This window comes from Klebsiella sp. Q2, from assembly GCF_009900705.1.
Lineage (GTDB): Bacteria > Pseudomonadota > Gammaproteobacteria > Enterobacterales > Enterobacteriaceae > Klebsiella > Klebsiella quasipneumoniae.
In genome coordinates, this window is sequence record NZ_JAAABE010000002.1 from 37,907 (window position 1) to 60,178 (window position 22,272).

The 22,272-nt window shown below is 56.3% G+C and carries 16 protein-coding genes, 2 tRNA genes and 4 other RNA genes; 10 read left to right on the top strand and 12 right to left on the bottom strand.

Annotation, left to right across the window (positions count from 1 at the left end):
- On the bottom strand, nucleotides 1-1,779 hold the full coding sequence (gene narX / locus GT756_RS07765; protein WP_017900764.1) for a nitrate/nitrite two-component system sensor histidine kinase NarX: 1,779 nt from the start codon (nucleotides 1,777-1,779) through the stop codon (nucleotides 1-3).
- A 311-nt stretch (nucleotides 1,780-2,090) separates the two neighbouring features.
- Here narX and GT756_RS07770 point away from each other — a divergent pair, with 311 nt between their 5' ends.
- The 5 genes from GT756_RS07770 to narI all read left to right on the top strand — a co-directional run bounded on the left by GT756_RS07770 (nucleotide 2,091) and on the right by narI (nucleotide 10,543).
- Nucleotides 2,091-3,479, top strand: coding sequence for a NarK family nitrate/nitrite MFS transporter (locus GT756_RS07770; RefSeq protein ID WP_160124658.1), 1,389 nt, complete (start codon nucleotides 2,091-2,093; stop codon nucleotides 3,477-3,479).
- 404 nt (nucleotides 3,480-3,883) lie between these two features.
- Complete coding sequence (locus tag GT756_RS07775) at nucleotides 3,884-7,627, top strand: nitrate reductase subunit alpha (RefSeq protein ID WP_023318562.1); 3,744 nt, start codon at nucleotides 3,884-3,886, stop codon at nucleotides 7,625-7,627.
- Entirely contained in the window at nucleotides 7,624-9,159 is a 1,536-nt protein-coding gene (gene narH, locus GT756_RS07780) for a nitrate reductase subunit beta (RefSeq protein ID WP_160124659.1), read from the top strand. The genes GT756_RS07775 and narH overlap by 4 nt, the downstream gene beginning before the upstream one ends.
- The gene (narJ, locus tag GT756_RS07785; RefSeq protein ID WP_049003801.1) at nucleotides 9,156-9,866 is read left to right on the top strand and encodes a nitrate reductase molybdenum cofactor assembly chaperone; all 711 of its coding nucleotides are present in this window, start codon (nucleotides 9,156-9,158) and stop codon (nucleotides 9,864-9,866) included. Before narH ends, narJ begins: the two co-directional genes overlap by 4 nt.
- Entirely contained in the window at nucleotides 9,866-10,543 is a 678-nt protein-coding gene (gene narI / locus GT756_RS07790; protein WP_002910189.1) for a respiratory nitrate reductase subunit gamma, read from the top strand. The genes narJ and narI overlap by 1 nt, the downstream gene beginning before the upstream one ends.
- On the opposite strand, the gene GT756_RS07795 is transcribed toward narI, so the two are convergent.
- Complete coding sequence (locus GT756_RS07795; RefSeq protein ID WP_023318560.1) at nucleotides 10,540-11,436, bottom strand: DMT family transporter; 897 nt, start codon at nucleotides 11,434-11,436, stop codon at nucleotides 10,540-10,542. The genes narI and GT756_RS07795 overlap by 4 nt on opposite strands.
- 107 nt (nucleotides 11,437-11,543) lie before the next feature.
- Here GT756_RS07795 and GT756_RS07800 point away from each other — a divergent pair, with 107 nt between their 5' ends.
- Nucleotides 11,544-11,987, top strand: coding sequence for an Lrp/AsnC family transcriptional regulator (locus GT756_RS07800; RefSeq protein ID WP_004203179.1), 444 nt, complete (start codon nucleotides 11,544-11,546; stop codon nucleotides 11,985-11,987).
- A gap of 116 nt (nucleotides 11,988-12,103) precedes the next feature.
- Here GT756_RS07800 and GT756_RS07805 read toward each other — a convergent pair.
- From GT756_RS07805 to GT756_RS07840, 8 genes are all read right to left on the bottom strand, one after another.
- A non-coding RNA gene (locus tag GT756_RS07805) (RtT sRNA) lies at nucleotides 12,104-12,236 on the bottom strand.
- Nucleotides 12,237-12,278: 42 nt separating this feature from the next.
- A non-coding RNA gene (locus GT756_RS07810) (RtT sRNA) lies at nucleotides 12,279-12,411 on the bottom strand.
- Between the two features lie 42 nt (nucleotides 12,412-12,453).
- Nucleotides 12,454-12,586: non-coding RNA, RtT sRNA (locus tag GT756_RS07815), on the bottom strand.
- 42 nt (nucleotides 12,587-12,628) lie between these two features.
- Nucleotides 12,629-12,760: non-coding RNA, RtT sRNA (locus GT756_RS07820), on the bottom strand.
- Nucleotides 12,761-12,803: 43 nt separating this feature from the next.
- A tRNA-Tyr gene (locus tag GT756_RS07825) sits at nucleotides 12,804-12,888 on the bottom strand.
- Between the two features lie 38 nt (nucleotides 12,889-12,926).
- Nucleotides 12,927-13,011: transfer RNA gene (locus GT756_RS07830), tRNA-Tyr, on the bottom strand.
- A gap of 159 nt (nucleotides 13,012-13,170) precedes the next feature.
- On the bottom strand, nucleotides 13,171-14,013 hold the full coding sequence (gene purU, locus GT756_RS07835) for a formyltetrahydrofolate deformylase (protein ID WP_004203178.1): 843 nt from the start codon (nucleotides 14,011-14,013) through the stop codon (nucleotides 13,171-13,173).
- Between the two features lie 42 nt (nucleotides 14,014-14,055).
- A complete protein-coding gene (locus GT756_RS07840; protein ID WP_017900770.1) occupies nucleotides 14,056-14,514 on the bottom strand; it encodes a YchJ family protein in 459 nt (152 codons plus the stop codon).
- Nucleotides 14,515-14,626: 112 nt separating this feature from the next.
- Here GT756_RS07840 and rssA point away from each other — a divergent pair, with 112 nt between their 5' ends.
- The 3 genes from rssA to galU all read left to right on the top strand — a co-directional run bounded on the left by rssA (nucleotide 14,627) and on the right by galU (nucleotide 17,732).
- Nucleotides 14,627-15,529, top strand: coding sequence for a patatin-like phospholipase RssA (gene rssA / locus GT756_RS07845; RefSeq protein ID WP_004203175.1), 903 nt, complete (start codon nucleotides 14,627-14,629; stop codon nucleotides 15,527-15,529).
- Between the two features lie 89 nt (nucleotides 15,530-15,618).
- The gene (gene rssB / locus GT756_RS07850; protein ID WP_017900771.1) at nucleotides 15,619-16,632 is read left to right on the top strand and encodes a two-component system response regulator RssB; all 1,014 of its coding nucleotides are present in this window, start codon (nucleotides 15,619-15,621) and stop codon (nucleotides 16,630-16,632) included.
- Between the two features lie 197 nt (nucleotides 16,633-16,829).
- The gene (gene galU, locus GT756_RS07855; RefSeq protein WP_017900772.1) at nucleotides 16,830-17,732 is read left to right on the top strand and encodes a UTP--glucose-1-phosphate uridylyltransferase GalU; all 903 of its coding nucleotides are present in this window, start codon (nucleotides 16,830-16,832) and stop codon (nucleotides 17,730-17,732) included.
- 121 nt (nucleotides 17,733-17,853) lie between these two features.
- Here galU and hns read toward each other — a convergent pair whose 3' ends face one another.
- Nucleotides 17,854-18,261, bottom strand: a complete 408-nt coding sequence (gene hns / locus GT756_RS07860; RefSeq protein WP_002910103.1) for a histone-like nucleoid-structuring protein H-NS — start codon at nucleotides 18,259-18,261, stop codon at nucleotides 17,854-17,856.
- Between the two features lie 561 nt (nucleotides 18,262-18,822).
- Between hns and tdk the strand changes: the two genes are divergently transcribed.
- Nucleotides 18,823-19,440, top strand: coding sequence for a thymidine kinase (gene tdk, locus GT756_RS07865; protein ID WP_025999297.1), 618 nt, complete (start codon nucleotides 18,823-18,825; stop codon nucleotides 19,438-19,440).
- Nucleotides 19,441-19,586: 146 nt separating this feature from the next.
- Here tdk and adhE read toward each other — a convergent pair whose 3' ends face one another.
- Nucleotides 19,587-22,262, bottom strand: coding sequence for a bifunctional acetaldehyde-CoA/alcohol dehydrogenase (gene adhE / locus GT756_RS07870; RefSeq protein ID WP_004203165.1), 2,676 nt, complete (start codon nucleotides 22,260-22,262; stop codon nucleotides 19,587-19,589).
- Nucleotides 22,263-22,272 lie beyond the last annotated feature (10 nt).

Here is a 22,272-nt window from a genome sequence, read left to right on the forward strand (position 1 = left end):
TTATTGGATGGAAAACGTTTTTTCCGGGATAAACGTGACGATCACTTCGGTCCCGCCGGTTTCCCGGCGCCGAACCTGACAGTCGCCGCGCAGGCTTTGCGCGCGATCCCGCATAATAATTAAACCGTAATGGTTACTCCGCTCGGCGTGGTCCGGCACGCCGCGGCCGTTATCCGCCACCACCAGACGGACCTGGTTATCGCGTTGTGACACCGTCACGGTCACTTCCGTCGCGCTGGCATGCTTCAGGGCGTTGCTTAACGCTTCGCGGGCGATCTGCAGCAGGTGTATGGCCTGATGCGACGGCACAAAGCGCGGCGGAAGCTGATAATCAAGCTGCACCGTAAAGCCGAAGTGGGCGCTGTACTCCTGACAGCTGGCCTCCAGCGCCGGGCGCAGGCCCGGCTCGGTCAACTGCAGGCGGAAGGTGGTTAACAGCTCCCGCAGTTGGGCCCACGAGGTATTCAGCTCGTTACGAATTTGCCCCAGCAGCTGGCGGCTCTCCGCCGGCAACGCGTCGCCCTGCATCTGCAGGCAGCTGACCTGCATCTTCATACAGGATAGCGACTGGGCGATGGAGTCATGCAGCTCGCGAGCGATAGTGGCCCGCTCTTCCATGACGATCAGCTGCTGCTGTTTCTCCTGATGGCGGTCCAGCGCCAGGGTGCTGGTCAGTTGTTCAACCAACGTATCCACCAGTTGCTGCTGATCGTGGCTGAGATGACGGCCAACCGGCAGCGTCGCCAGCAGGATGCCGTACTGATTATGCGCATCCGACAGCCGCCACTTCAGCGTCGTGCCGCCATCCGGTAGCGGCGGCAGGTTGCGTGGGCAGAGGTAGCAGCCCATGTCATCACATTCATTATCCGAGTGGCAGGTAAACTCCTGATGGTTGTCTTCATCTTCCAGGTCGTAGACCCGCACCTCGATATCGCGCAGCAGCGTCAGACCCTGCAGACCGTTCAGCACCGGCGAAATGCGTTCGCAGAGCGGGGCGTTGGCGTGCAGCCGGCGGTTGGCCTGCCATAAGAAGGCGAGGATCTCGTTCTTCTGTTCCAGCCCGGCGGTCTTCTCCTGCACCCGGCGCTCCAGCACGGCGTAGCTTTCCGCCAGCTCTTCCGACATGTTATTTAGCGCCATGCCGAGAGTCGCCATTTCGTTGCGCCCGCTGATGTGCGCCCGCTGGGTGAAATCACGCTGGCTCACCGCTCGCGCCATGCTCAGCAGCTGTTTCCATGGCCGCAGCAGTCGGGCGCGTAGCCAGATGATGGTGAAGATCAGCAGTAGCGCCATGCCGATGGCGAGGAGGCGATGGATCCAGACCACCCGTTCGATACGCTGCTCGGTGGTATGGTCGAATGCGGTCACCAGCTGGTCGATACGATCGACAAAGTCGGCGACATCCTGGGCGACCTCCGCCTGGTTGACCGCGCGCTGCATGCCGGGAGCCAGCGCCAACTGCCAGTACTGCTGCAAGGCCTGCAGCTGGCGCTCCTGTCCGTCGCGGCGGGCGGAGTTTTGCAGCTCCGGACTAAAGACGGTGGCGGTCATATCATCGACCAGCTTTTGATCGTGTTCATTCAGCGGGATCGCCGCCAGCAGCCGGTAGCTCTGCATGCGTAATGACCCAGCTTTGTTAATGGCGTGCGCGCTGCCCTGCACGCCGTTGACCAGGCGCGCGGAGATCGCCATGCCGGCGACGCCTGTAAGGGTGGCAAGCAGGACGATCAACGCCAGTTGATTGACCAGCGTCAGCGGGGTAAAAAGACGTTTTAACATGGAATGCGTGGCTCCTGACCGGTCGTGTCTCCGGGAGTGGCGCTTATTCTCGGCTATCCCCTGGAGTATACCCATACCCCCAAAGAGTTACTCCTTAATTGTCGGTGGTAGGCACCGTTGGGAGAGGGGTTATACGCATCCCGGCAGCCGTGTGAAAAACCACACTTTTTTTCCCACCATTCTCTACTCACTTCGGAGCATGGTCTATTTTTGCACAAATTAGTCCGCGCTTTTCCTTTGATTTATATCAACTTACCGCCCCGGGCAACCCCTAAGGTAGCGGCAGGAAATATGAATAATCAGAGGTATCTATGAGTCAATCTTCCCTCCCGGAGAAGGCTAATCGCTCGGTCATTACCGACTGGCGGCCTGAAGATCCTGAATTCTGGCAACAGCGCGGCCACCATGTGGCGAGCCGCAATTTATGGATCTCCGTTCCCTGTCTGTTACTGGCGTTCTGCGTATGGATGTTGTTCAGCGCCGTTGCCGTTAACCTCAACAAAGTGGGCTTTCAGTTTACGACCGATCAGCTGTTTATGCTGACCGCGCTGCCGGCGCTCTCCGGCGCGTTGTTGCGCGTGCCGTACGCCTTTATGGTGCCGCTGTTCGGCGGCCGTCGCTGGACGGCGTTCAGCACCGGGATCATGATTGTGCCGTGCGTGTGGCTGGGCTTTGCGGTCCAGGATACTTCCACGCCGTTTAGCGTCTTCGTCATCATCTCTCTGCTGTGCGGCTTCGCCGGGGCCAACTTCGCCTCCAGTATGGCCAACATCAGTTTTTTCTTCCCGAAAGCGAAGCAGGGCGGGGCGCTGGGCGTCAACGGCGGCCTCGGCAATATGGGCGTCAGCGTGATGCAGCTGGTCGCACCGCTGGTGGTGTCGGTCTCGGTGTTTGCCATTTTTGGCGGGACAGGCAGCCAGCAGCCGGACGGCTCGATGCTGTATCTGGAAAACGCCGCGTGGATCTGGGTACCTTTCCTGATTATCTTCACCCTGGCGGCGTGGTTCTTTATGAACGACCTGTCAGCTTCCAAAGCCTCGCTGAGCGAACAGCTGCCGGTGCTTAAACGCCTGCATCTGTGGATCATGGCGCTGCTCTATCTGGCGACCTTCGGCTCCTTTATCGGTTTCTCCGCCGGTTTTGCCATGCTGTCGAAAACCCAGTTCCCGGACGTGCAGATCCTGCACTACGCCTTCTTCGGTCCGTTTATTGGCGCGCTGGCGCGTTCGATGGGCGGGGCGATCTCCGACCGTCTCGGCGGTACCCGCGTGACGCTGGTGAACTTCGTGGTGATGGCTGTCTTCTGCGCGCTGCTGTTCCTGACGCTGCCGACCAATGGCCAGGGCGGCAACTTCATCGCCTTCTTTGCAGTGTTTATGGTGCTGTTCCTTGCCGCCGGGCTGGGCAGCGCCTCCACCTTCCAGATGATCTCCGTGATCTTCCGTAAGCTGACCATGGACCGGGTGAAGGCCCAGGGCGGCAGCGAAGCCCAGGCGATGCGCGAGGCGGCGACCGATACCGCGGCGGCGCTGGGCTTTATCTCCGCCATTGGCGCCATCGGCGGCTTCTTTATTCCGAAGGCGTTCGGTATCTCGCTGGATCTGACCGGCTCGCCGGCCGGCGCGATGAAAGTCTTCCTGATCTTCTATATTGCCTGCGTAATCATCACCTGGGCGGTATACGGCCGTAAGCGTCAGTAATTCGCCATAGTCGATGTCGCTTCATAAAGGCGCACTCCTGAGGGAGGCGCCTTTTTTACTGGCTTAATTAGTTACAACATACTATTGAGCGTTTTTATTCATTTTGGCCACTGAGCCGGGAAGGGATGGCTTACCAGCGTCACCGCTCTACCCCTTAATACCTCCCTGGTGAACCATCCCGCGTCTGACGAGCTATTTTTCGCTAAAAAACCTTAAAAAACATCAAATTAAAAAACTGAGTTTTATACCACCTTGGTGGTAATTGCCAGTTTCCGCCACGTTAACAAGCCAGTCCGTATTGATCGCTATCAATTCCCGCCCGCTTTCATGGCGTTACCTTCGCTGCAAATCCAGCAATGTCGATTTATCAGAGAGCCGTCAGGCTCCATATCAGGAGAAACCCGATGAGTAAATTCCTGGACCGGTTTCGCTACTTCAAACAGAAGGGTGAAACCTTTGCCGATGGGCACGGCCAGCTTCTAAACACCAACCGGGACTGGGAGGATGGATACCGTCAACGTTGGCAGCATGACAAAATTGTGCGTTCCACTCACGGTGTTAACTGCACCGGTTCATGCAGCTGGAAGATTTATGTCAAAAACGGGCTGGTGACCTGGGAAACCCAGCAAACGGACTATCCGCGCACCCGTCCGGACCTGCCAAACCACGAACCACGCGGCTGCCCGCGCGGCGCCAGCTACTCCTGGTATCTGTACAGCGCGAACCGCCTGAAATACCCGCTGATGCGCAAACGCCTGATGAAGATGTGGCGGGAGGCGAAGGTTCAGCATAGCGATCCGGTCGCGGCATGGGCCTCGATTATCGAAGACGCCGACAAAGCTAAAAGCTTCAAACAGGCGCGCGGTCGCGGCGGGTTTGTCCGCTCCTCATGGCAGGAAGTGAACGAGCTGATTGCCGCCTCCAACGTCTATACCGTGAAAACTTACGGTCCGGACCGCGTGGCCGGCTTCTCGCCGATCCCGGCGATGTCGATGGTCTCCTACGCCTCCGGTGCCCGTTACCTGTCGCTGATCGGCGGCACTTGCCTGAGCTTCTACGACTGGTACTGTGACCTGCCGCCGGCCTCGCCGATGACCTGGGGCGAGCAGACCGATGTGCCGGAATCCGCCGACTGGTACAACTCCAGCTATATCATCGCCTGGGGCTCCAACGTGCCGCAGACCCGTACCCCGGATGCGCACTTCTTTACCGAAGTTCGCTATAAAGGGACCAAAACCGTGGCCATCACCCCGGACTACGCCGAAATCGCCAAGCTCTGCGATCTGTGGCTGGCGCCGAAGCAGGGTACCGATGCCGCGATGGCGCTGGCGATGGGCCACGTGATGCTGCGTGAGTTCCATCTTGATAAGCCGAGCCAGTATTTCACCGATTACGTGCGTCGCTACACCGACATGCCGATGCTGGTGATGCTTGAGGAGCGCGACGGCTATTACGCCGCCGGCCGCACGCTGCGCGCGTCCGACCTCGTGGATTCCCTTGGTCAGGAGAAGAATCCGGAATGGAAGACCGTCGCCTTTGACGAGAAAGGCGATCTCACCGTGCCGAACGGTTCCCTCGGATTCCGCTGGGGCGATAAAGGCAAATGGAACCTCGAACAGCGCGATGGCAAAACCGGCGAAGAGATTGAGCTGCGTCTGAGTCTGCTCGGCAGCCATGACGAGGTGGCGGACGTTGGCTTCCCGTACTTCGGCGGCGAAGGTTCTGAGCACTTCAACAAAGTCGCTCTTGAAAACATTCTGCTGCACAAACTGCCGGTCAAACGCCTGCAGCTGGCCGACGGCTCCAGCGCGCTGGTGACCACCGTGTACGATCTGACCATGGCCAACTATGGCCTGGAGCGCGGTCTGAACGATGACAACTGCGCCGCCAGCTATGATGAAGTGAAAGCCTACACCCCGGCCTGGGCGGAGAAAATTACCGGTGTCTCCCGCGCGCATATCATCCGTACCGCCCGCGAGTTTGCCGATAACGCCGATAAAACCCATGGTCGCTCGATGATTATCGTCGGGGCGGGTCTCAACCACTGGTTCCACCTCGACATGAACTACCGCGGTCTGATCAACATGCTGATCTTCTGCGGCTGCGTCGGCCAGAGCGGTGGCGGTTGGGCGCACTATGTGGGCCAGGAAAAACTGCGTCCACAGACCGGCTGGCAGCCGCTGGCGTTCGCCCTTGACTGGCAGCGTCCGGCACGCCATATGAACAGCACCTCGTACTTTTACAACCACTCCAGCCAGTGGCGCTATGAAACCGTGACCGCGCAGGAGCTGCTGTCGCCGATGGCGGATAAATCCCGCTACAGCGGCCATCTGATCGACTTCAACGTCCGCGCCGAGCGGATGGGCTGGCTGCCGTCGGCGCCGCAGCTGGGCGTTAACCCGCTGCGCATCGCCGATGAGGCGAAAAAAGCCGGCATGACGCCGGTGGATTACACCGTCAAATCCCTGAAAGAGGGATCGATTCGCTTTGCGGCGGAGCAGCCGGAAAACGGTAAAAACCATCCGCGTAACCTGTTTATCTGGCGTTCCAACCTGCTGGGCTCCTCCGGTAAAGGCCATGAGTACATGCTCAAGTACCTGCTGGGTACGGAGAACGGCATTCAGGGTAAAGACCTTGGCAAGCAGGGCGGCGTGAAGCCGGAAGAAGTCGAATGGCGAGATAACGGCCTCGACGGCAAGCTGGATCTCGTGGTGACTCTCGACTTCCGTCTGTCGAGCACCTGTCTCTACTCCGACATCGTGCTGCCGACCGCCACCTGGTATGAAAAAGACGACATGAATACCTCGGATATGCATCCGTTTATTCATCCGCTGTCGGCGGCCGTTGACCCGGCCTGGGAATCGAAGAGCGACTGGGATATCTATAAAGGTATCGCGAAGAAATTCTCTGAACTGTGCGTGGGTCACCTCGGTAAAGAAACCGACGTCGTTACGCTGCCGATCCAGCATGATTCCGCCGCGGAAATGGCGCAGCCGCTGGACGTCAAAGACTGGAAGAAGGGCGAATGTGACCTGATTCCGGGGAAAACCGCACCGCATATTATTCCGGTCGAGCGTGATTATCCGGCGACTTACGAGCGCTTCACCTCTATTGGCCCGCTGCTGGAAACCATCGGCAACGGCGGGAAAGGCATCGCCTGGAATACCCAGAGCGAAATGGACCTGCTGCGTAAGCTCAACTACACCAAGGCGGAAGGCCCGGCGAAAGGTCAGCCGAAGCTGGAGACGGCCATTGACGCCGCGGAGATGATCCTCACCCTGGCACCGGAAACGAACGGTCAGGTGGCGGTGAAGGCGTGGAAAGCGCTGAGCGAGATCACCGGCCGTGAGCACGCGCACCTGGCGCTGAACAAAGAAGACGAGAAGATCCGTTTCCGCGACATTCAGGCGCAGCCGCGGAAAATTATCTCCAGCCCGACCTGGTCAGGTCTGGAAGACGAACACGTCTCCTATAACGCCGGATACACCAACGTTCACGAGCTGATCCCATGGCGTACCCTGTCCGGTCGTCAGTCGCTGTATCAGGATCACCAGTGGATGCGCGACTTTGGCGAAAGCCTGCTGGTTTATCGTCCGCCGATTGACACCCGCTCGGTGAAAGCGGTGATGGGCGAGAAGTCCAACGGCAACCCTGAGAAGGCGCTGAACTTCCTGACCCCGCACCAGAAATGGGGTATCCACTCGACCTACAGCGATAACCTGCTGATGCTGACCCTGTCACGCGGCGGACCGATCGTCTGGATGAGCGAGGCGGATGCGAAAGATCTGGGGATCGAAGATAACGACTGGATCGAAGTGTTCAACGCCAACGGCGCCCTGACGGCGCGCGCCGTGGTGAGCCAGCGCGTGCCGGCCGGGATGACCATGATGTACCACGCGCAGGAACGCATCGTGAACCTGCCTGGCTCTGAAGTTACCGGCCAGCGCGGCGGGATCCACAACTCGGTTACCCGTATTACGCCGAAACCGACCCATATGATCGGCGGCTATGGCCATCTGGCCTATGGCTTTAACTACTACGGCACCGTCGGCTCCAACCGCGATGAGTTTGTGGTGGTACGTAAGATGAAGAACATTAACTGGTTAGACGGCGAAGGCAATGACCAGGTACAGGAGAGCGTAAAATGAAAATTCGTTCACAAGTCGGCATGGTGCTGAATCTCGATAAGTGCATCGGCTGCCACACCTGCTCGGTCACCTGTAAAAACGTCTGGACCAGCCGGGAAGGGATGGAGTACGCCTGGTTCAATAACGTGGAGAGTAAGCCTGGCGTCGGTTTTCCGAACGACTGGGAAAACCAGGAGAAATGGAAGGGCGGCTGGATCCGCAAAATCAACGGCAAGCTGCAGCCGCGCATGGGCAACCGCGCGATGCTATTAGGTAAAATCTTCGCGAACCCGCATCTGCCGGGCATCGATGATTACTACGAGCCGTTCGATTACGACTACCAGAACCTGCATAACGCCCCGGAGAGTAAACACCAGCCGATCGCCCGTCCGCGCTCGCTGATCACCGGCCAACGGATGGACAAGATCACCAGCGGTCCGAACTGGGAAGAGATCCTCGGCGGCGAGTTTGAAAAGCGCGCCAAAGACCAGAACTTCGACAACATGCAGAAGGCGATGTACGGCCAGTTCGAGAACACCTTCATGATGTATCTGCCGCGCCTGTGCGAGCACTGCCTGAACCCGGCGTGCGTCGCGACCTGCCCGAGCGGCGCCATCTATAAGCGTGAAGAAGACGGCATCGTGCTCATCGACCAGGACAAGTGCCGCGGCTGGCGGATGTGCATCACCGGCTGCCCGTACAAGAAAATCTACTTCAACTGGAAGAGCGGAAAGTCCGAAAAGTGCATCTTCTGCTACCCGCGTATTGAATCCGGAATGCCGACGGTATGCTCCGAAACCTGCGTGGGCCGAATCCGCTATCTCGGCGTCCTGTTGTATGACGCGGATGCGATCGAAAATGCCGCCTGCACCGAGAACGAGAAAGATCTCTATCAGCGTCAACTGGACGTGTTCCTCGATCCGAACGACCCGAAAGTGATTGAGCAGGCGCTGAAAGATGGCGTACCGCAGGGGGTGATTGAAGCCGCGCAGCAGTCGCCTGTCTGGAAAATGGCGATGGACTGGAAGCTGGCCCTGCCGCTGCACCCGGAATATCGCACCCTGCCGATGGTCTGGTACGTGCCGCCGCTGTCGCCGATTCAGTCCGCCGCCGATGCCGGCGAACTCGGCAGCAATGGGATCCTGCCGGACGTGGAAAGCCTGCGTATTCCGGTGCAGTATCTGGCGAACCTGCTGACCGCCGGCGATACCCAACCGGTCCTGTTGGCCCTGAAGCGGATGCTGGCGATGCGTCACTATAAGCGGGCGGAAACCGTTGACGGCGTTGTCGATACCCGCGCGCTGGATGAGGTGGGCTTAAGCGAAGCGCAGGCTCAGGAGATGTACCGCTACCTGGCGATCGCTAACTACGAAGATCGTTTCGTGGTGCCAAGCAGCCATCGTGAACAGGCGCGGGAAGCGTTCCCGGAGAAAAACGGCTGCGGCTTTAGCTTTGGCGACGGCTGCCACGGCTCTGACAGCCAGTTCAACCTGTTCAACAGCCGTCGCATCGACGCCATCGACGTGACCAGCAAAACGGAGCCGCACGCATGATTGAACTTGTGATTGTGTCGCGCCTGCTCGAATACCCTGACGCTGCCTTATGGCAGCATCAGCAGGAGATGTTTGAGGCGCTTGCGTCATCAGAGAAACTCAGCAAAGAGGATGCTCACGCGCTGGGCGTTTTTCTGCGCGATCTGCTGACTCAGGATCCGCTGGATGCCCAGGCGGCCTATAGCGAACTGTTTGACCGCGGCCGGGCCACCTCGCTGCTGCTGTTTGAACACGTGCACGGCGAATCCCGCGATCGCGGGCAGGCGATGGTTGATCTGATGGCGCAGTATGAGCGCCACGGTCTGCTGCTCGATAGCCATGAGTTGCCGGATCATCTGCCGTTGTATCTGGAGTATCTGGCGCAGCTGCCGGAAGAGGAAGCGCTTGGCGGCCTGCGGGACGTTGCGCCGATCCTCGGCCTGCTCAGCGCGCGGCTGCAGCAGCGCGAGAGCCGCTATGCGGTGCTGTTCGAACTGCTGCTGAAGCTGGCAAACACTCAGGTCGACAGCCAGAAGGTGGCGGAGAAGATTGCCGACGAAGCCCGCGACGATACGCTGCAGGCGCTGGACGCGGTCTGGGAAGAAGAACAGGTGAAATTCTTTGCCGACCAGGGCTGCGGCGAGTCGGAGATTTCCGCTCACCAGCGTCGTTTTGCCGGAGCCGTGGCCCCGCAATATCTGAATATCTCTAACGGAGGACAGCAATAATGCACTTCCTGAATATGTTCTTCTTTGACATTTATCCGTACATTGCGGGTTCAGTGTTCCTGATCGGCAGTTGGCTGCGCTACGACTACGGTCAGTACACCTGGCGCGCCGCCTCCAGCCAGATGCTGGACCGTAAGGGAATGAACCTGGCGTCGAACCTGTTCCATATCGGCATCCTCGGCATTTTCGCCGGCCACTTCCTCGGCATGCTGACCCCGCACTGGATGTATGAATCCTTCCTGCCGATCGACGTCAAGCAGAAGATGGCGATGATCGCCGGCGGCGCCTGCGGCGTGATGACCCTGGTGGGCGGTTTACTGCTGCTTAAGCGTCGTTTGCTCAGCCCACGCGTGCGCGCCACCACCACCGGCGCGGATATTCTGATCCTCTCCCTGCTGATGGTGCAGTGTGCGCTGGGTCTACTGACGATCCCATTCTCTGCCCAGCATATGGACGGCAGCGAAATGATGAAGCTGGTCGGCTGGGCGCAGTCGGTGGTCACCTTCCACGGCGGTGCGTCGCAGCACCTGGATGGCGTGGCGTTTATCTTCCGCGTCCACCTGGTGCTGGGGATGACCCTGTTCCTGCTGTTCCCATTCTCTCGCCTGGTTCATATCTGGAGCGCGCCGGTAGAGTACCTGACGCGCAAATACCAGATTGTCCGCGCCCGTCGCTAACTGGCCCGCGACCGCTGACTGACCCCGCCCTGGCGGGGTTTTTTTTCGCCCCAGCCGAGGTTATTCCCGGCGGCGGCAAACAGAATAAGCATCCCGCCGAGCAACTGCACAGGGGTTAACGCATGATGGAAGACCAGATAGTCGACCCCCATCGCCACCAACGGATAAATAAAGGAGAGCGAACCGGTAATGGGCGTCGGCAGCTTCTGTATCGCGCTATATAAAAGCTGATACATGATCCCGGTATGGACGACGCCGAGGATCAGCAGATAGCGCCAGGGGAAGCTGGCAGAAAAGTCGGGCATTTGCACCAGCGGCAGCAGCATCACGACGCCGACGAGCACCTGAATAAAGGCAATATGCTGAGCAGGGAGCGGATGCAGTTTGCGGGCGATGATGGCGGTCAGGGCATAGAAAAATGCCGCGCCTAATGCCAGCAAAACGCCGGCCGTGAGACTTTCGCCGTGCGTCGGGGCAAGCTCGCTTGACAGCAGGATCACCACGCCGCCGAAGGCCAGCAGTAACCATCCCCATTTTACGGCGCTGACCCGTTCCCCCAACACCATGCCCATCAGCACCAGCATAAACGGCTGGGTGTTGTAGACCACCGTGGCCATGCCAATTGAAATACGCGAGTAGGCGGCAAACAGCAGCAGCCAGTTGATGACCAGCGCGATGCCGCCAAGTACCGCGAGGGCGAGGGTGAAGCGCGTGAGACGACTGAAGGGCTGGCGGCTGAGAACGATAAACAGCAGCAGGGTGAGCGCGCCAATCAGGCAGCGCCAGAACACCACATCAATTACCGGCAAACCAGAGAGCAGCACAAACGCGCCGATCGAGCCAGAAATTATCATCGCCAGGCTCATTTGCCAGACGCCGCGGGTAATTTGCATATTTCGCCTCCAGAAGTTTTCCAGTATTGTGCGAAAAATCCTGACAGCCTGACATGGCTGAATTAAGGCAAACAGGGGGAAATCCCTTTCATAATTAGGTAAAAAACATGAATGACGTACTTGATGAAATTGACCGGGCGATCCTCACTTGCCTGACTCAGGATGCCAGAGTCTCGTTGAAGGTATTGAGCGCGCGGGTGGGGCTGACCTCGCCGAGCATCGCCGAGCGGGTGAAGCGCCTGGAGGAGCGGGGCGTGATTCAGGGCTATGGGGCGCGGGTGAATCTCGCCGCGCTGGGCTACAGCCTGCAGGCGCTGGTGCGGGTTCGGCCGCTGCCTGGTCTACTGCAGAAGGTGGATAAATATATCCAGGCGATGCCGGAGTGCATCGAAAGTGACAAAGTGACCGGAGAGGATTGTTTCGTGATGCGACTGGTGGTGCGTGATATTGCCCAGCTGGATACGCTACTGGACGGCCTGGCCGAATTTGCGCAGTGCAATACCTCGGTGGTGAAAAGTTCGCCGGTGAAGAGGCGACTGCCCCCGCTGTGAGTTTTCCCGGAGGCGGTGCGGCGCACCTGACCGGACTACCAGACGGCACACCTGTAGCCTCGCTAAGCGAAGCGCGAGCGAGGAGATAGCAGAACAGGTGGCTGAAGAGAGTGCGACAGTAGTGGGGGAAGGATAACTCGGCGCTAAAGCGCCTCGCCCTTCGGGCCGTTGCCTGCGGCAACGTTCTCTCGCTACGCTCGAGTCGACCCCTGGTCGAAGCTTCTCATCCTTTCCCGTGGGGCAGAATATAGAGTATCGCAGATGGAGTAAGCTGGGGATGACATGAAGAGATGGTGGTGGGGGAAGGATAACTCGGCGCTAAAGCGCCTCGCCCTTCGGGCCGTTGCCTGCGGCAACGTTCTCTCGCTACGCTCGAGTCGACCCCTGGTCGAAGCTTCTCATCCTTTCCCGTGGGGCAGAATATAGAGTATCGCAGATGGAGTAAGCTGGGGATGACATGAAGAGATGGTGGTGGGGGAAGGATAACTCGGCGCTAAAGCGCCTCGCCCTTCGGGCCGTTGCCTGCGGCAACGTTCTCTCGCTACGCTCGAGTCGACCCCTGGTCGAAGCTTCTCATCCTTTCCCGTGGGGCAGAATATAGAGTATCGCAGATGGAGTAAGCTGGGGATGACATGAAGAGATGGTGGTGGGGGAAGGATAACTCGGCGCTAAAGCGCCTCGCCCTTCGGGCCGTTGCCTGCGGCAACGTTCTCTCGCTACGCTCGAGTCGAACCTTAGTCGAAGCTTCTCATCCTTCCCCGTAGGGCAGAATATAAAGTATCGCAAGTGGAGTAAGCTGGGTAATACATGAAGGGATGGTGGTGGGGGAAGGATTCGAACCTTCGAAGTCGATGACGGCAGATTTACAGTCTGCTCCCTTTGGCCGCTCGGGAACCCCACCAGGGGAAAATCACATTGTAGGCTATTCAGCAAAATGAATGGTGGTGGGGGAAGGATTCGAACCTTCGAAGTCGATGACGGCAGATTTACAGTCTGCTCCCTTTGGCCGCTCGGGAACCCCACCACGGGGTAATGCTTAGTACTGGCCTGCTTCCTTCTCGGGAAGCGGGGCGCATCATACCAAATGATGCGCCCCTGTAAAGCATTCCTTTGACAAAAATAAACTGGTTGCCTGATTTTTACCCGTAACGCCGTAAAGCTAACCAATTCATTTCTCAGTCGATTAAAGAATAATCGTCCGGTTGCCGTAGACGAAGACGCGCTGCGCCAGTACCTGATACAGCGCCCGGCTCAATACGTTTTTTTCGACATCGCGCCCGGCACGCATCATATCTTCTGCGGTATAAGTATGATCGACGTGAATGACGTCCTGCATAATGATGGGGCCTTCGTCCAGATTATCATTCACGTAGTGGGCGGTGGCGCCGATGATCTTCACGCCACGCTCATAGGCCTGATGATACGGACGCGCGCCGATAAACGCCGGCAGGAACGAGTGGTGAATGTTAATGATCTTGTTCGGGAAACGGGCGACAAATTCCGGCGTAAGCACGCGCATATACTTGGCCAGCACCACGTAATCCGGCTCGTGGGCGGCAATCGCGTCGCCCATCTGTTTGTCGTGCTCTTCGCGGCTCAGCCCTTCATGGCTGACCAGTTCAAACGGGATGCCAAAACGTTCCACCAGCGGGCGCAGGGTGTCATGGTTACCAATAACCGCGGCAATGTCGACATCCAGCCCGCCGTAATTGGCTTTCATCAGCAGATCGCCGAGGCAGTGGGCCTCTTTCGTCACCAGAATCACCACCCGGCGGCGGCCTGCCGGATTGAGTTCACGAATCGAGCCTTCCGGCAGGGCGCTGTCCAGATCGGCCAGCAGAATAGCGTCGTTGAAAATGCCTTCCAGTTCGGTGCGCATAAAGAAACGACCGGTACGGTGGTCAACAAATTCGTTGTTCTGCACAATGTTAAGTTCGTGCTTGTAGCAGATATTGGTGATACGCGCGATGAGGCCTTTCTGATCAGGGCAAATAGTGCGTAGTACTTTACGTTGTAATGAATGCATCGCGAGGAAAATCCTGTAGTGTTTGCAAGCGCTGCGGCAGCGTTACTGGCCGCAGCATTTTTTAAATTTTTTACCTGAACCGCAAGGGCAGGGGTCGTTACGGCCAATCAGCGGTCGTGTCCCGTCGATATAGTACCACTGTCCATTTTCTTTTAAGAATCTGGAACGTTCAATAATGGCGCCCGGGCGGTTATTGTCATTAAAGCGGGCGATAAAGCTGACAAAGCCTTCATTTGCGGCTCGTCCTTCATCGCTGGCGAACAGGGTTAAGCCCAGCCATTCTGTGTGGGCAAAGCCTTTCTCCAGTTCGGCGCGAAACTGCCGCGCCTGACAGGACGGATGCCAGGTTTTGATCAGATAGTCGGCATCTTTCATGACGAACGCGCTGTAACGGGAGCGCATAAGCTGTGACGGGCCTGGCGCAAGCTCAGCGCCGGACAGATATCGCTGGCAACATGAGCTATACTCCAGTGCGCTGCCACAGGGGCATAATTGCGACAAAACAGCCTCCATGGAAGAATGAGTAACGGCGCTTCTACGCCAAAGGGCTTTATGTTAACTGAGCCGTGACAATGTTGCCACGCTCAGAGTGGAAGGATAGTTATCAGTACTAATGAGAAAGCTTAAAATTGGTCTGGCGTTAGGTGCGGGTGCCGCCCGCGGATGGTCGCATATTGGCGTCATCAACGCCCTCCAGCAGGCCGGCATTGAGATTGATATCGTGGCCGGTTGCTCTATCGGTTCGCTGGTAGGGGCGGCGTATGCCTGTAACCGGCTCCCGGCCCTTGAGTCCTGGGTCTGCTCTTTCAGCAACTGGGACGTTCTGAAACTGATGGACCTCTCCTGGCGCCGCGGTGGACTGTTGCGGGGTGAAAAGGTATTCAATCATTATCGCCGCATCATGCCCGTGACCGATATCGAACACTGCGAACGGCGATTTGCCGCCGTCGCGACAAATTTAAGCACTGGCAGGGAGCTGTGGTTTACCGAAGGCGATCTGCATTTAGCGATTCGAGCCTCCTGCAGTATGCCGGGGTTAATGTCGCCGGTAAGGCATAATGGTTACTGGCTGGTCGATGGCGCGGTGGTCAATCCGGTTCCCGTGTCGCTTACGCGGGCAATGGGGGCCGATATCGTGATTGCCGTGGATCTGCAACATGATGCCCACCTTATGCAGCAGGATTTATTCTCCCTCGAAACGCCGCGGCGGGAAGCCGAAGCGAAGGAGGGGCCATGGCATACTCGTCTGCGCGCACGCTTGACGCAAATGAGTTCCCGCCGGACGGCCGTGACGCCGACGGCGATGGAGATCATGACCACTTCTATCCAGGTCCTGGAGAATCGTCTTAAACGCAATCGTATGGCGGGCGACCCGCCGGATATCCTGTTGCAACCGTACTGTCCACAAGTCTCGACGCTTGATTTCCATCGCGCCGGCGAGGCGATTACCGCAGGGCAGCTGGCGGTAGAAAAGAAAATGGATGAATTATTACCCTTAGTGCGTACCGCGATTTGACGCACGAGTACCTGACTTAAGCAAATTCTGACAGGCGATAGTGAGAATAGCGTGCCACTATTGAATTATCGTCAGCCAGGGGAGATATCATGACGCAGCCATTGGCGGGAAAACAGATTCTGATAGTTGAAGACGAACCCGTTTTCCGCTCACTCTTGCATGGATGGCTGACCTCGCTGGGAGCAACGACCTTCCAGGCGGAAGATGGCAAGGATGCCCTGCATAAAATGACGGAGGTGCATCCGGACCTGATGATCTGCGACATTTCGATGCCGAGAATGAACGGTCTGGAGCTGGTGGAGACGTTGCGTAATCGCGGCGAGCAGCTACCGATCCTGATGATTTCCGCTACCGAAAACATGGCCGATATAGCCAAAGCGTTGCGGCTTGGCGTTCAGGACGTGTTGTTAAAGCCAGTAAAAGATTTCAATCGCCTGCGTGAAACCGTTTATGCGTGCCTCTATCCTGCGATGTTCAGTTCACGTGTGGAAGAGGAAGAGCGTCTATTTGAGGACTGGGACGCGCTGGTCAGTAATCCTACCGCCGCCTCACGATTACTGCAGGAATTACAGCCGCCGGTGCAACAGGAAATGTCGCACTGCCGCATTCATTATCGCCAGCTGGTGTCGGCGGATAAACCCGGTCTGGTACTCGATATCGCGCCGCTCTCGGACAATGATTTGGCCTTCTATTGTCTGGATGTCACACGAGCAGGAGATAATGGCGTACTGGCAGCTTTATTATTGCGCGCGTTGTTCAATGGCTTGTTACAGGAGCAACTGGCGCATCAGGGACAACGGCTTCCAGAAATGGGGAGTCTGCTAAAACAGGTGAATCAGCTGCTGCGTCAGGCAAACCTTCCCGGTCAGTTTCCTTTGTTAGTGGGGTATTACCACAGCGGACTGAAAAATTTAATTCTGGTGTCGGCGGGGCTCAATGGCACGCTGAATACCGGTGAGCATCAAATTCAGATTAGTAATGGCGTTCCTTTGGGAACGTTGGGTGATGCTTACCTTAACCAAATTAGCCAGCGTTGTACCTCATGGCAGTGCCAAATTTGGGGGGCTGGAGGGCGTTTACGCTTAATGTTGTCTGCGGAATGAGCAATTACGGTTATATCTAAGCAGACGGGATTACCCGTTGCCCTTTAGCGGTGGTAACATCGAGCAGTTTTATGCGTAAAAGTCCTAATTCGAGGCTATCGGAAGCTTTTCAGACCAGTGAATACGCGGTTGACTGATATACTCGACACGTTATTTGTAACGAGAAGTTTAAAAAACAAACAGTCCAGGAGATTTCAATGGCTGCCCTTAATTCTAAAGTCAGAAAAGCGGTTATCCCGGTTGCGGGATTAGGCACCAGGATGCTGCCGGCCACCAAAGCGATTCCAAAAGAAATGCTGCCGCTGGTAGATAAGCCGTTAATTCAGTACGTTGTTAATGAATGTATCGCTGCAGGAATTACTGAAATTGTTCTGGTAACGCACTCGTCCAAAAACTCTATCGAAAACCATTTCGATACCAGTTTTGAGCTGGAAGCGATGCTGGAAAAACGTGTGAAACGCCAGCTGCTGGAAGAAGTGCAGTCTATTTGTCCGCCACACGTAACCATTATGCAAGTTCGTCAGGGCCTGGCAAAAGGTCTGGGACACGCGGTGCTTTGCGCCCATCCGGTGGTGGGTGATGAGCCGGTCGCAGTTATTCTGCCAGACGTTATTCTGGATGAATATGAATCCGATCTGAGCCGCGATAACCTCGCGGAGATGATCTCTCGTTTCGATGAGACCGGCGCCAGCCAGATTATGGTTGAGCCTGTCGACGACGTGACCGCTTACGGTGTCGTTGACTGTAAAGGTGAATCCCTCAAGCCGGGAGAAAGCGTGCCGATGGTAGGCGTGGTCGAGAAGCCAAAAGCTGACGTCGCGCCGTCCAACCTGGCGGTGGTGGGGCGCTATGTCCTCAGCGCCGATATCTGGCCGCTGCTGGCGAAGACACCTCCGGGTGCCGGTGATGAAATTCAGCTGACTGACGCGATTGATATGCTGATCGAAAAAGAGACGGTCGAAGCTTATCATATGAAAGGCAAGAGCCATGACTGCGGTAATAAGCTTGGCTACATGCAGGCGTTCGTCGAATATGGTATTCGCCACAAAACGCTGGGTGACGATTTTAAAGCCTGGCTGGAAACCGCGGTCACGAAGTAATCTGCCGCGCTGTTGAAAGCACAAAACCGGGAGCCGCAGATGCGCTCCCGGTTTTTTATATCGGCCCTGGAGCAAAAAAAATCCCGCCGCAGCGGGATTTTTTATATCAAAACAACGGAGATTAGATCAGGAAATCGTCCAGTGATTTACCTTGCTCATCCATTGCTTTTTTGATCACCGCCGGGGTACGGCCCTGGCCGGTCCAGGTTTTGGTTTCGCCGTTTTCGTCGACATAGCTGTATTTAGCCGGACGTGCAGCACGCTTGGTTTTGGTACCGGCTTTAACGGCTGCCATGGTGCTCAGCAGTTCATTCGGATCAATACCGTCAGCGATCAGCATTTCACGATATTGCTGCAGCTTACGCGTACGTTCTTCAATTTCTGCCGCGGCGGCGTTTTCTTCTTCACGGCGCTCGTTAACAACGACTTCTAATTTTTCCAGCATTTCTTCGAGCGTTTCCAGGGTGCATTCTCTTGCCTGCGCACGAAGAGTACGGATGTTGTTCAAAATTTTAAGTGCTTCGCTCATTGTAGTAATCTCAAACTTATATTGTGGGGTGGTTTGTTGAACTAATAATAGAGCGATAAAATGCGTTGTGCAATAGGGGGGAATGTAAGGAATTCAAAATTACTGGTTATTTGTCGCGAGAATTAATTAATTTAAGTTAAAATTCCCGTGCCGCTTCACATCTTTCATCCTTATAGCGATGAGGAGAAGGTAAGCTAAAACCCTGAGACGGTATGCTTTTTCTGAGGTACGGTGAGAAAAATTATCCTTTACATGGGTAAATAACCCTCGTCAGTATTAGCGCATTTTTGGTTACGAGACTTAATATAAAACAACGTGCGGCCCAGCTTATAGCCCCATAGTTAACCGCCCTATAAGCACGAAAAGACAATGGTTACCCCGCCAGTAGCGTAACGGGGCGCACAAATAATGGCCCTGTAAATTCAATTCATCCTCTTAATCCTTTGGCTTCGCAGGCTCTTCGGCTGCGATACAATACCCCTGCTAAATGGGCGGCTGTACGCATAAAATATGGTATAATCGCCGCCGCGATAAAACACTTTGATTGGGGTCACGCAGCCGATGGCACAACTTTATTTCTACTACTCTGCAATGAATGCAGGTAAGTCGACCGCTCTGTTGCAATCTTCGTACAATTACCAGGAGCGGGGGATGCGTACCGTCGTTTATACCGCTGAGATTGATGACCGCTTTGGCGCCGGAAAAGTTAGCTCGCGTATCGGTCTCTCATCGCCGGCCCGTTTGTATAATCCACAGACGTCGCTATATAACGATATTGCCGCAGAGCACAAGTTAAAACCGATTCACTGCGTGCTGGTGGATGAAAGCCAGTTTCTGACGCGCGAGCAGGTTCATGAGCTGTCTGAAGTTGTCGATACGCTGGACATTCCGGTGCTTTGCTATGGCCTGCGGACAGACTTTCGCGGTGAGCTCTTCACCGGTAGCCAGTATTTGCTGGCCTGGTCAGATAAGCTGGTGGAGCTAAAAACCATCTGTTTCTGCGGACGAAAGGCTAGCATGGTGCTGCGCCTCGATCAGGAGGGGCGTCCTTATAATGAGGGCGAGCAGGTCGTCATCGGCGGTAATGAACGATACGTTTCAGTCTGTCGTAAGCATTATAAAGAAGCGCTGAGCGTCGGCTCGTTAACCCAGGTACAAAACCTGCACCGCCCCTGCTAATACGCGCAGAAGCTCGTCCAGGCGCCTGTAGGCGCCTTTTTATTGCCTGCGCTCCGTTGGGCCAGCAGGCGTTAAAGCTTGGCTGTCGGTGGGCAAAAAAAAGCCCCGTCAGATGACGGGGCTTGCAGAACGTTTATGCTTGTTGATTAAGCGGATTTTTTCGCTTTTTTCTCAGCTTTCACCGGAGCTGCTTCGGCTTTCGCGGCGGCTTCGCCTTCGACGAACTCGCGACCGTAGTAGGTATCCAGCAGGATCTGTTTCAGTTCGGAGATCAGCGGGTAGCGCGGGTTAGCGCCGGTGCACTGGTCATCGAATGCATCTTCAGACAGCTTATCAACATGGGCCAGGAAGTCAGCTTCCTGAACGCCAGCTTCGCGGATAGATTTCGGAATACCCAGCTCAGCTTTCACGCTTTCCAGCCATGCCAGCAGTTTCTCGATTTTCGCTGCGGTGCGGTCGCCCGGTGCGGAGAGACCCAGGTGATCGGCGATTTCAGCGTAGCGACGACGAGCCTGCGGACGGTCGTACTGGCTGAACGCGGTCTGCTTGGTCGGGTTGTCATTCGCGTTGTAGCGGATAACGTTGCAGATCAGCAGGGCGTTGGCCAGACCGTGCGGGATATGGAACTGGGAACCCAGTTTGTGCGCCATGGAGTGGCACACGCCGAGGAAGGCGTTAGCAAACGCAATACCGGCGATGGTAGCGGCACTGTGTACGCGCTCGCGGGCAACCGGGTTCTTGGAACCTTCGTGGTAGGACGCCGGCAGGTACTCTTTCAGCAGCTTCAGCGCCTGCAGAGCCTGGCCGTCAGAGAACTCAGAAGCCAGAACGGAAACGTAAGCTTCCAGGGCGTGGGTCACTGCATCCAGACCACCGAACGCACACAGCGATTTCGGCATATCCATCACCAGGTTGGCATCGACGATGGCCATATCCGGGGTCAGCGCGTAGTCCGCCAGCGGATATTTCTGACCTGTCGCGTCGTCGGTCACAACGGCGAACGGCGTAACTTCAGAACCGGTACCGGAGGTGGTAGTGATCGCCACCATCTTGGCTTTAACGCCCATTTTCGGGAACTTGTAGATACGTTTACGGATATCCATAAAGCGCAGGGCCAGTTCTTCGAAGTGGGTTTCCGGATGTTCGTACATGACCCACATGATTTTCGCCGCATCCATCGGGGAACCGCCGCCCAGCGCGATGATCACGTCTGGTTTGAAGGAGTTCGCCAGTTCAGCACCTTTACGTACGATGGTCAGCGTCGGGTCAGCTTCAACTTCGAAGAAGACTTCAGTTTCCACACCCGCAGCTTTCAGTACGGAGGTGATCTGATCGGCATAACCGTTGTTGAACAGGAAGCGGTCAGTCACGATCAGCGCGCGTTTGTGACCATCAGTAATCACTTCATCCAGTGCGATAGGCAGGGAGCCACGACGGAAGTAGATAGATTTCGGAAGTTTGTGCCACAACATGTTTTCAGCTCGCTTAGCAACGGTTTTCTTGTTGATCAGGTGTTTCGGACCAACGTTTTCAGAGATGGAGTTACCACCCCAGGAACCACAACCCAGAGTCAGGGAAGGAGCGAGTTTGAAGTTGTACAGGTCACCGATACCACCCTGAGAAGCCGGGGTGTTGATCAGGATACGCGCCGTTTTCATCATCTGGCCGAAGTAAGCCACGCGAGCCGGCTGGTTATCCTGGTCGGTGTACAGGCAAGAGGTATGACCGATACCGCCCATGGCGACCAGTTTTTCTGCTTTGGTCACGGCGTCTTCGAAATCTTTCGCACGGTACATCGCCAGCGTCGGAGACAGTTTTTCGTGAGCAAACGGCTCGCTTTCGTCAACGTCGGTGACTTCGCCAATCAGGATTTTAGTCGTGGCCGGTACGGTGAAGCCTGCCAGTTCAGCGATTTTCGCTGCAGGCTGACCAACGATAGCGGCGTTCAGCGCGCCATTTTTCAGGATAATGTCCTGAACGGCTTTCAGCTCTTTACCCTGCAGCAGGTAGCCGCCGTGGCTGGCGAAACGTTCGCGAACCGCGTCATAAACGGAATCAACCACCACAACGGACTGCTCAGAAGCACAGATAACGCCGTTATCGAAGGTTTTAGACATCAGAACGGAAGCAACGGCGCGTTTGATGTCAGCCGTTTCATCAATCACCACCGGGGTGTTACCGGCACCTACGCCGATAGCAGGTTTACCGGAGCTGTATGCTGCTTTCACCATGCCTGGACCACCGGTTGCAAGGATCAGGTTGATATCCGGGTGGTGCATCAGGGCGTTAGACAGCTCAACAGACGGCTGATCGATCCAACCAATCAGGTCTTTCGGTGCGCCGGCAGCGATGGCAGCCTGCAGGACAATGTCAGCCGCTTTGTTAGTGGCTTCTTTAGCACGCGGGTGCGGAGAGAAAATGATGGCGTTACGCGTCTTCAGGCTGATGAGCGATTTGAAGATGGCTGTTGAAGTCGGGTTCGTGGTCGGAACGATACCGCAGATGATGCCGATAGGTTCAGCGATAGTGATGGTACCAAAAGTGTCGTCTTCTGACAGGACGCCACAGGTTTTTTCGTCTTTATAAGCGTTGTAGATGTATTCGGAAGCGAAGTGGTTTTTGATCACTTTGTCTTCAACGATGCCCATGCCGGATTCGGCAACGGCCATTTTGGCGAGAGGGATTCGAGCATCTGCAGCGGCCAGCGCGGCGGCGCGGAAGATTTTGTCGACTTGTTCTTGAGTGAAACTGGCATATTCACGCTGGGCTTTCTTGACACGCTCAACAAGCGCGTTCAGTTCAGCGATATTAGTAACAGCCATAATGCTCTCC

Coding starts and splice junctions, on each gene's coding strand:
- narX (WP_017900764.1), bottom strand. CDS start 1,779: ATGTTAAAACGTCTTTTTACCCCGCTGACGCTGGTCAATCAACTGGCG.
- GT756_RS07770 (WP_160124658.1), top strand. CDS start 2,091: ATGAGTCAATCTTCCCTCCCGGAGAAGGCTAATCGCTCGGTCATTACC.
- GT756_RS07775 (WP_023318562.1), top strand. CDS start 3,884: ATGAGTAAATTCCTGGACCGGTTTCGCTACTTCAAACAGAAGGGTGAA.
- narH (WP_160124659.1), top strand. CDS start 7,624: ATGAAAATTCGTTCACAAGTCGGCATGGTGCTGAATCTCGATAAGTGC.
- narJ (WP_049003801.1), top strand. CDS start 9,156: ATGATTGAACTTGTGATTGTGTCGCGCCTGCTCGAATACCCTGACGCT.
- narI (WP_002910189.1), top strand. CDS start 9,866: ATGCACTTCCTGAATATGTTCTTCTTTGACATTTATCCGTACATTGCG.
- GT756_RS07795 (WP_023318560.1), bottom strand. CDS start 11,436: ATGCAAATTACCCGCGGCGTCTGGCAAATGAGCCTGGCGATGATAATT.
- GT756_RS07800 (WP_004203179.1), top strand. CDS start 11,544: ATGAATGACGTACTTGATGAAATTGACCGGGCGATCCTCACTTGCCTG.
- purU (WP_004203178.1), bottom strand. CDS start 14,013: ATGCATTCATTACAACGTAAAGTACTACGCACTATTTGCCCTGATCAG.
- rssA (WP_004203175.1), top strand. CDS start 14,627: ATGAGAAAGCTTAAAATTGGTCTGGCGTTAGGTGCGGGTGCCGCCCGC.
- rssB (WP_017900771.1), top strand. CDS start 15,619: ATGACGCAGCCATTGGCGGGAAAACAGATTCTGATAGTTGAAGACGAA.
- galU (WP_017900772.1), top strand. CDS start 16,830: ATGGCTGCCCTTAATTCTAAAGTCAGAAAAGCGGTTATCCCGGTTGCG.
- hns (WP_002910103.1), bottom strand. CDS start 18,261: ATGAGCGAAGCACTTAAAATTTTGAACAACATCCGTACTCTTCGTGCG.
- tdk (WP_025999297.1), top strand. CDS start 18,823: ATGGCACAACTTTATTTCTACTACTCTGCAATGAATGCAGGTAAGTCG.
- adhE (WP_004203165.1), bottom strand. CDS start 22,262: ATGGCTGTTACTAATATCGCTGAACTGAACGCGCTTGTTGAGCGTGTC.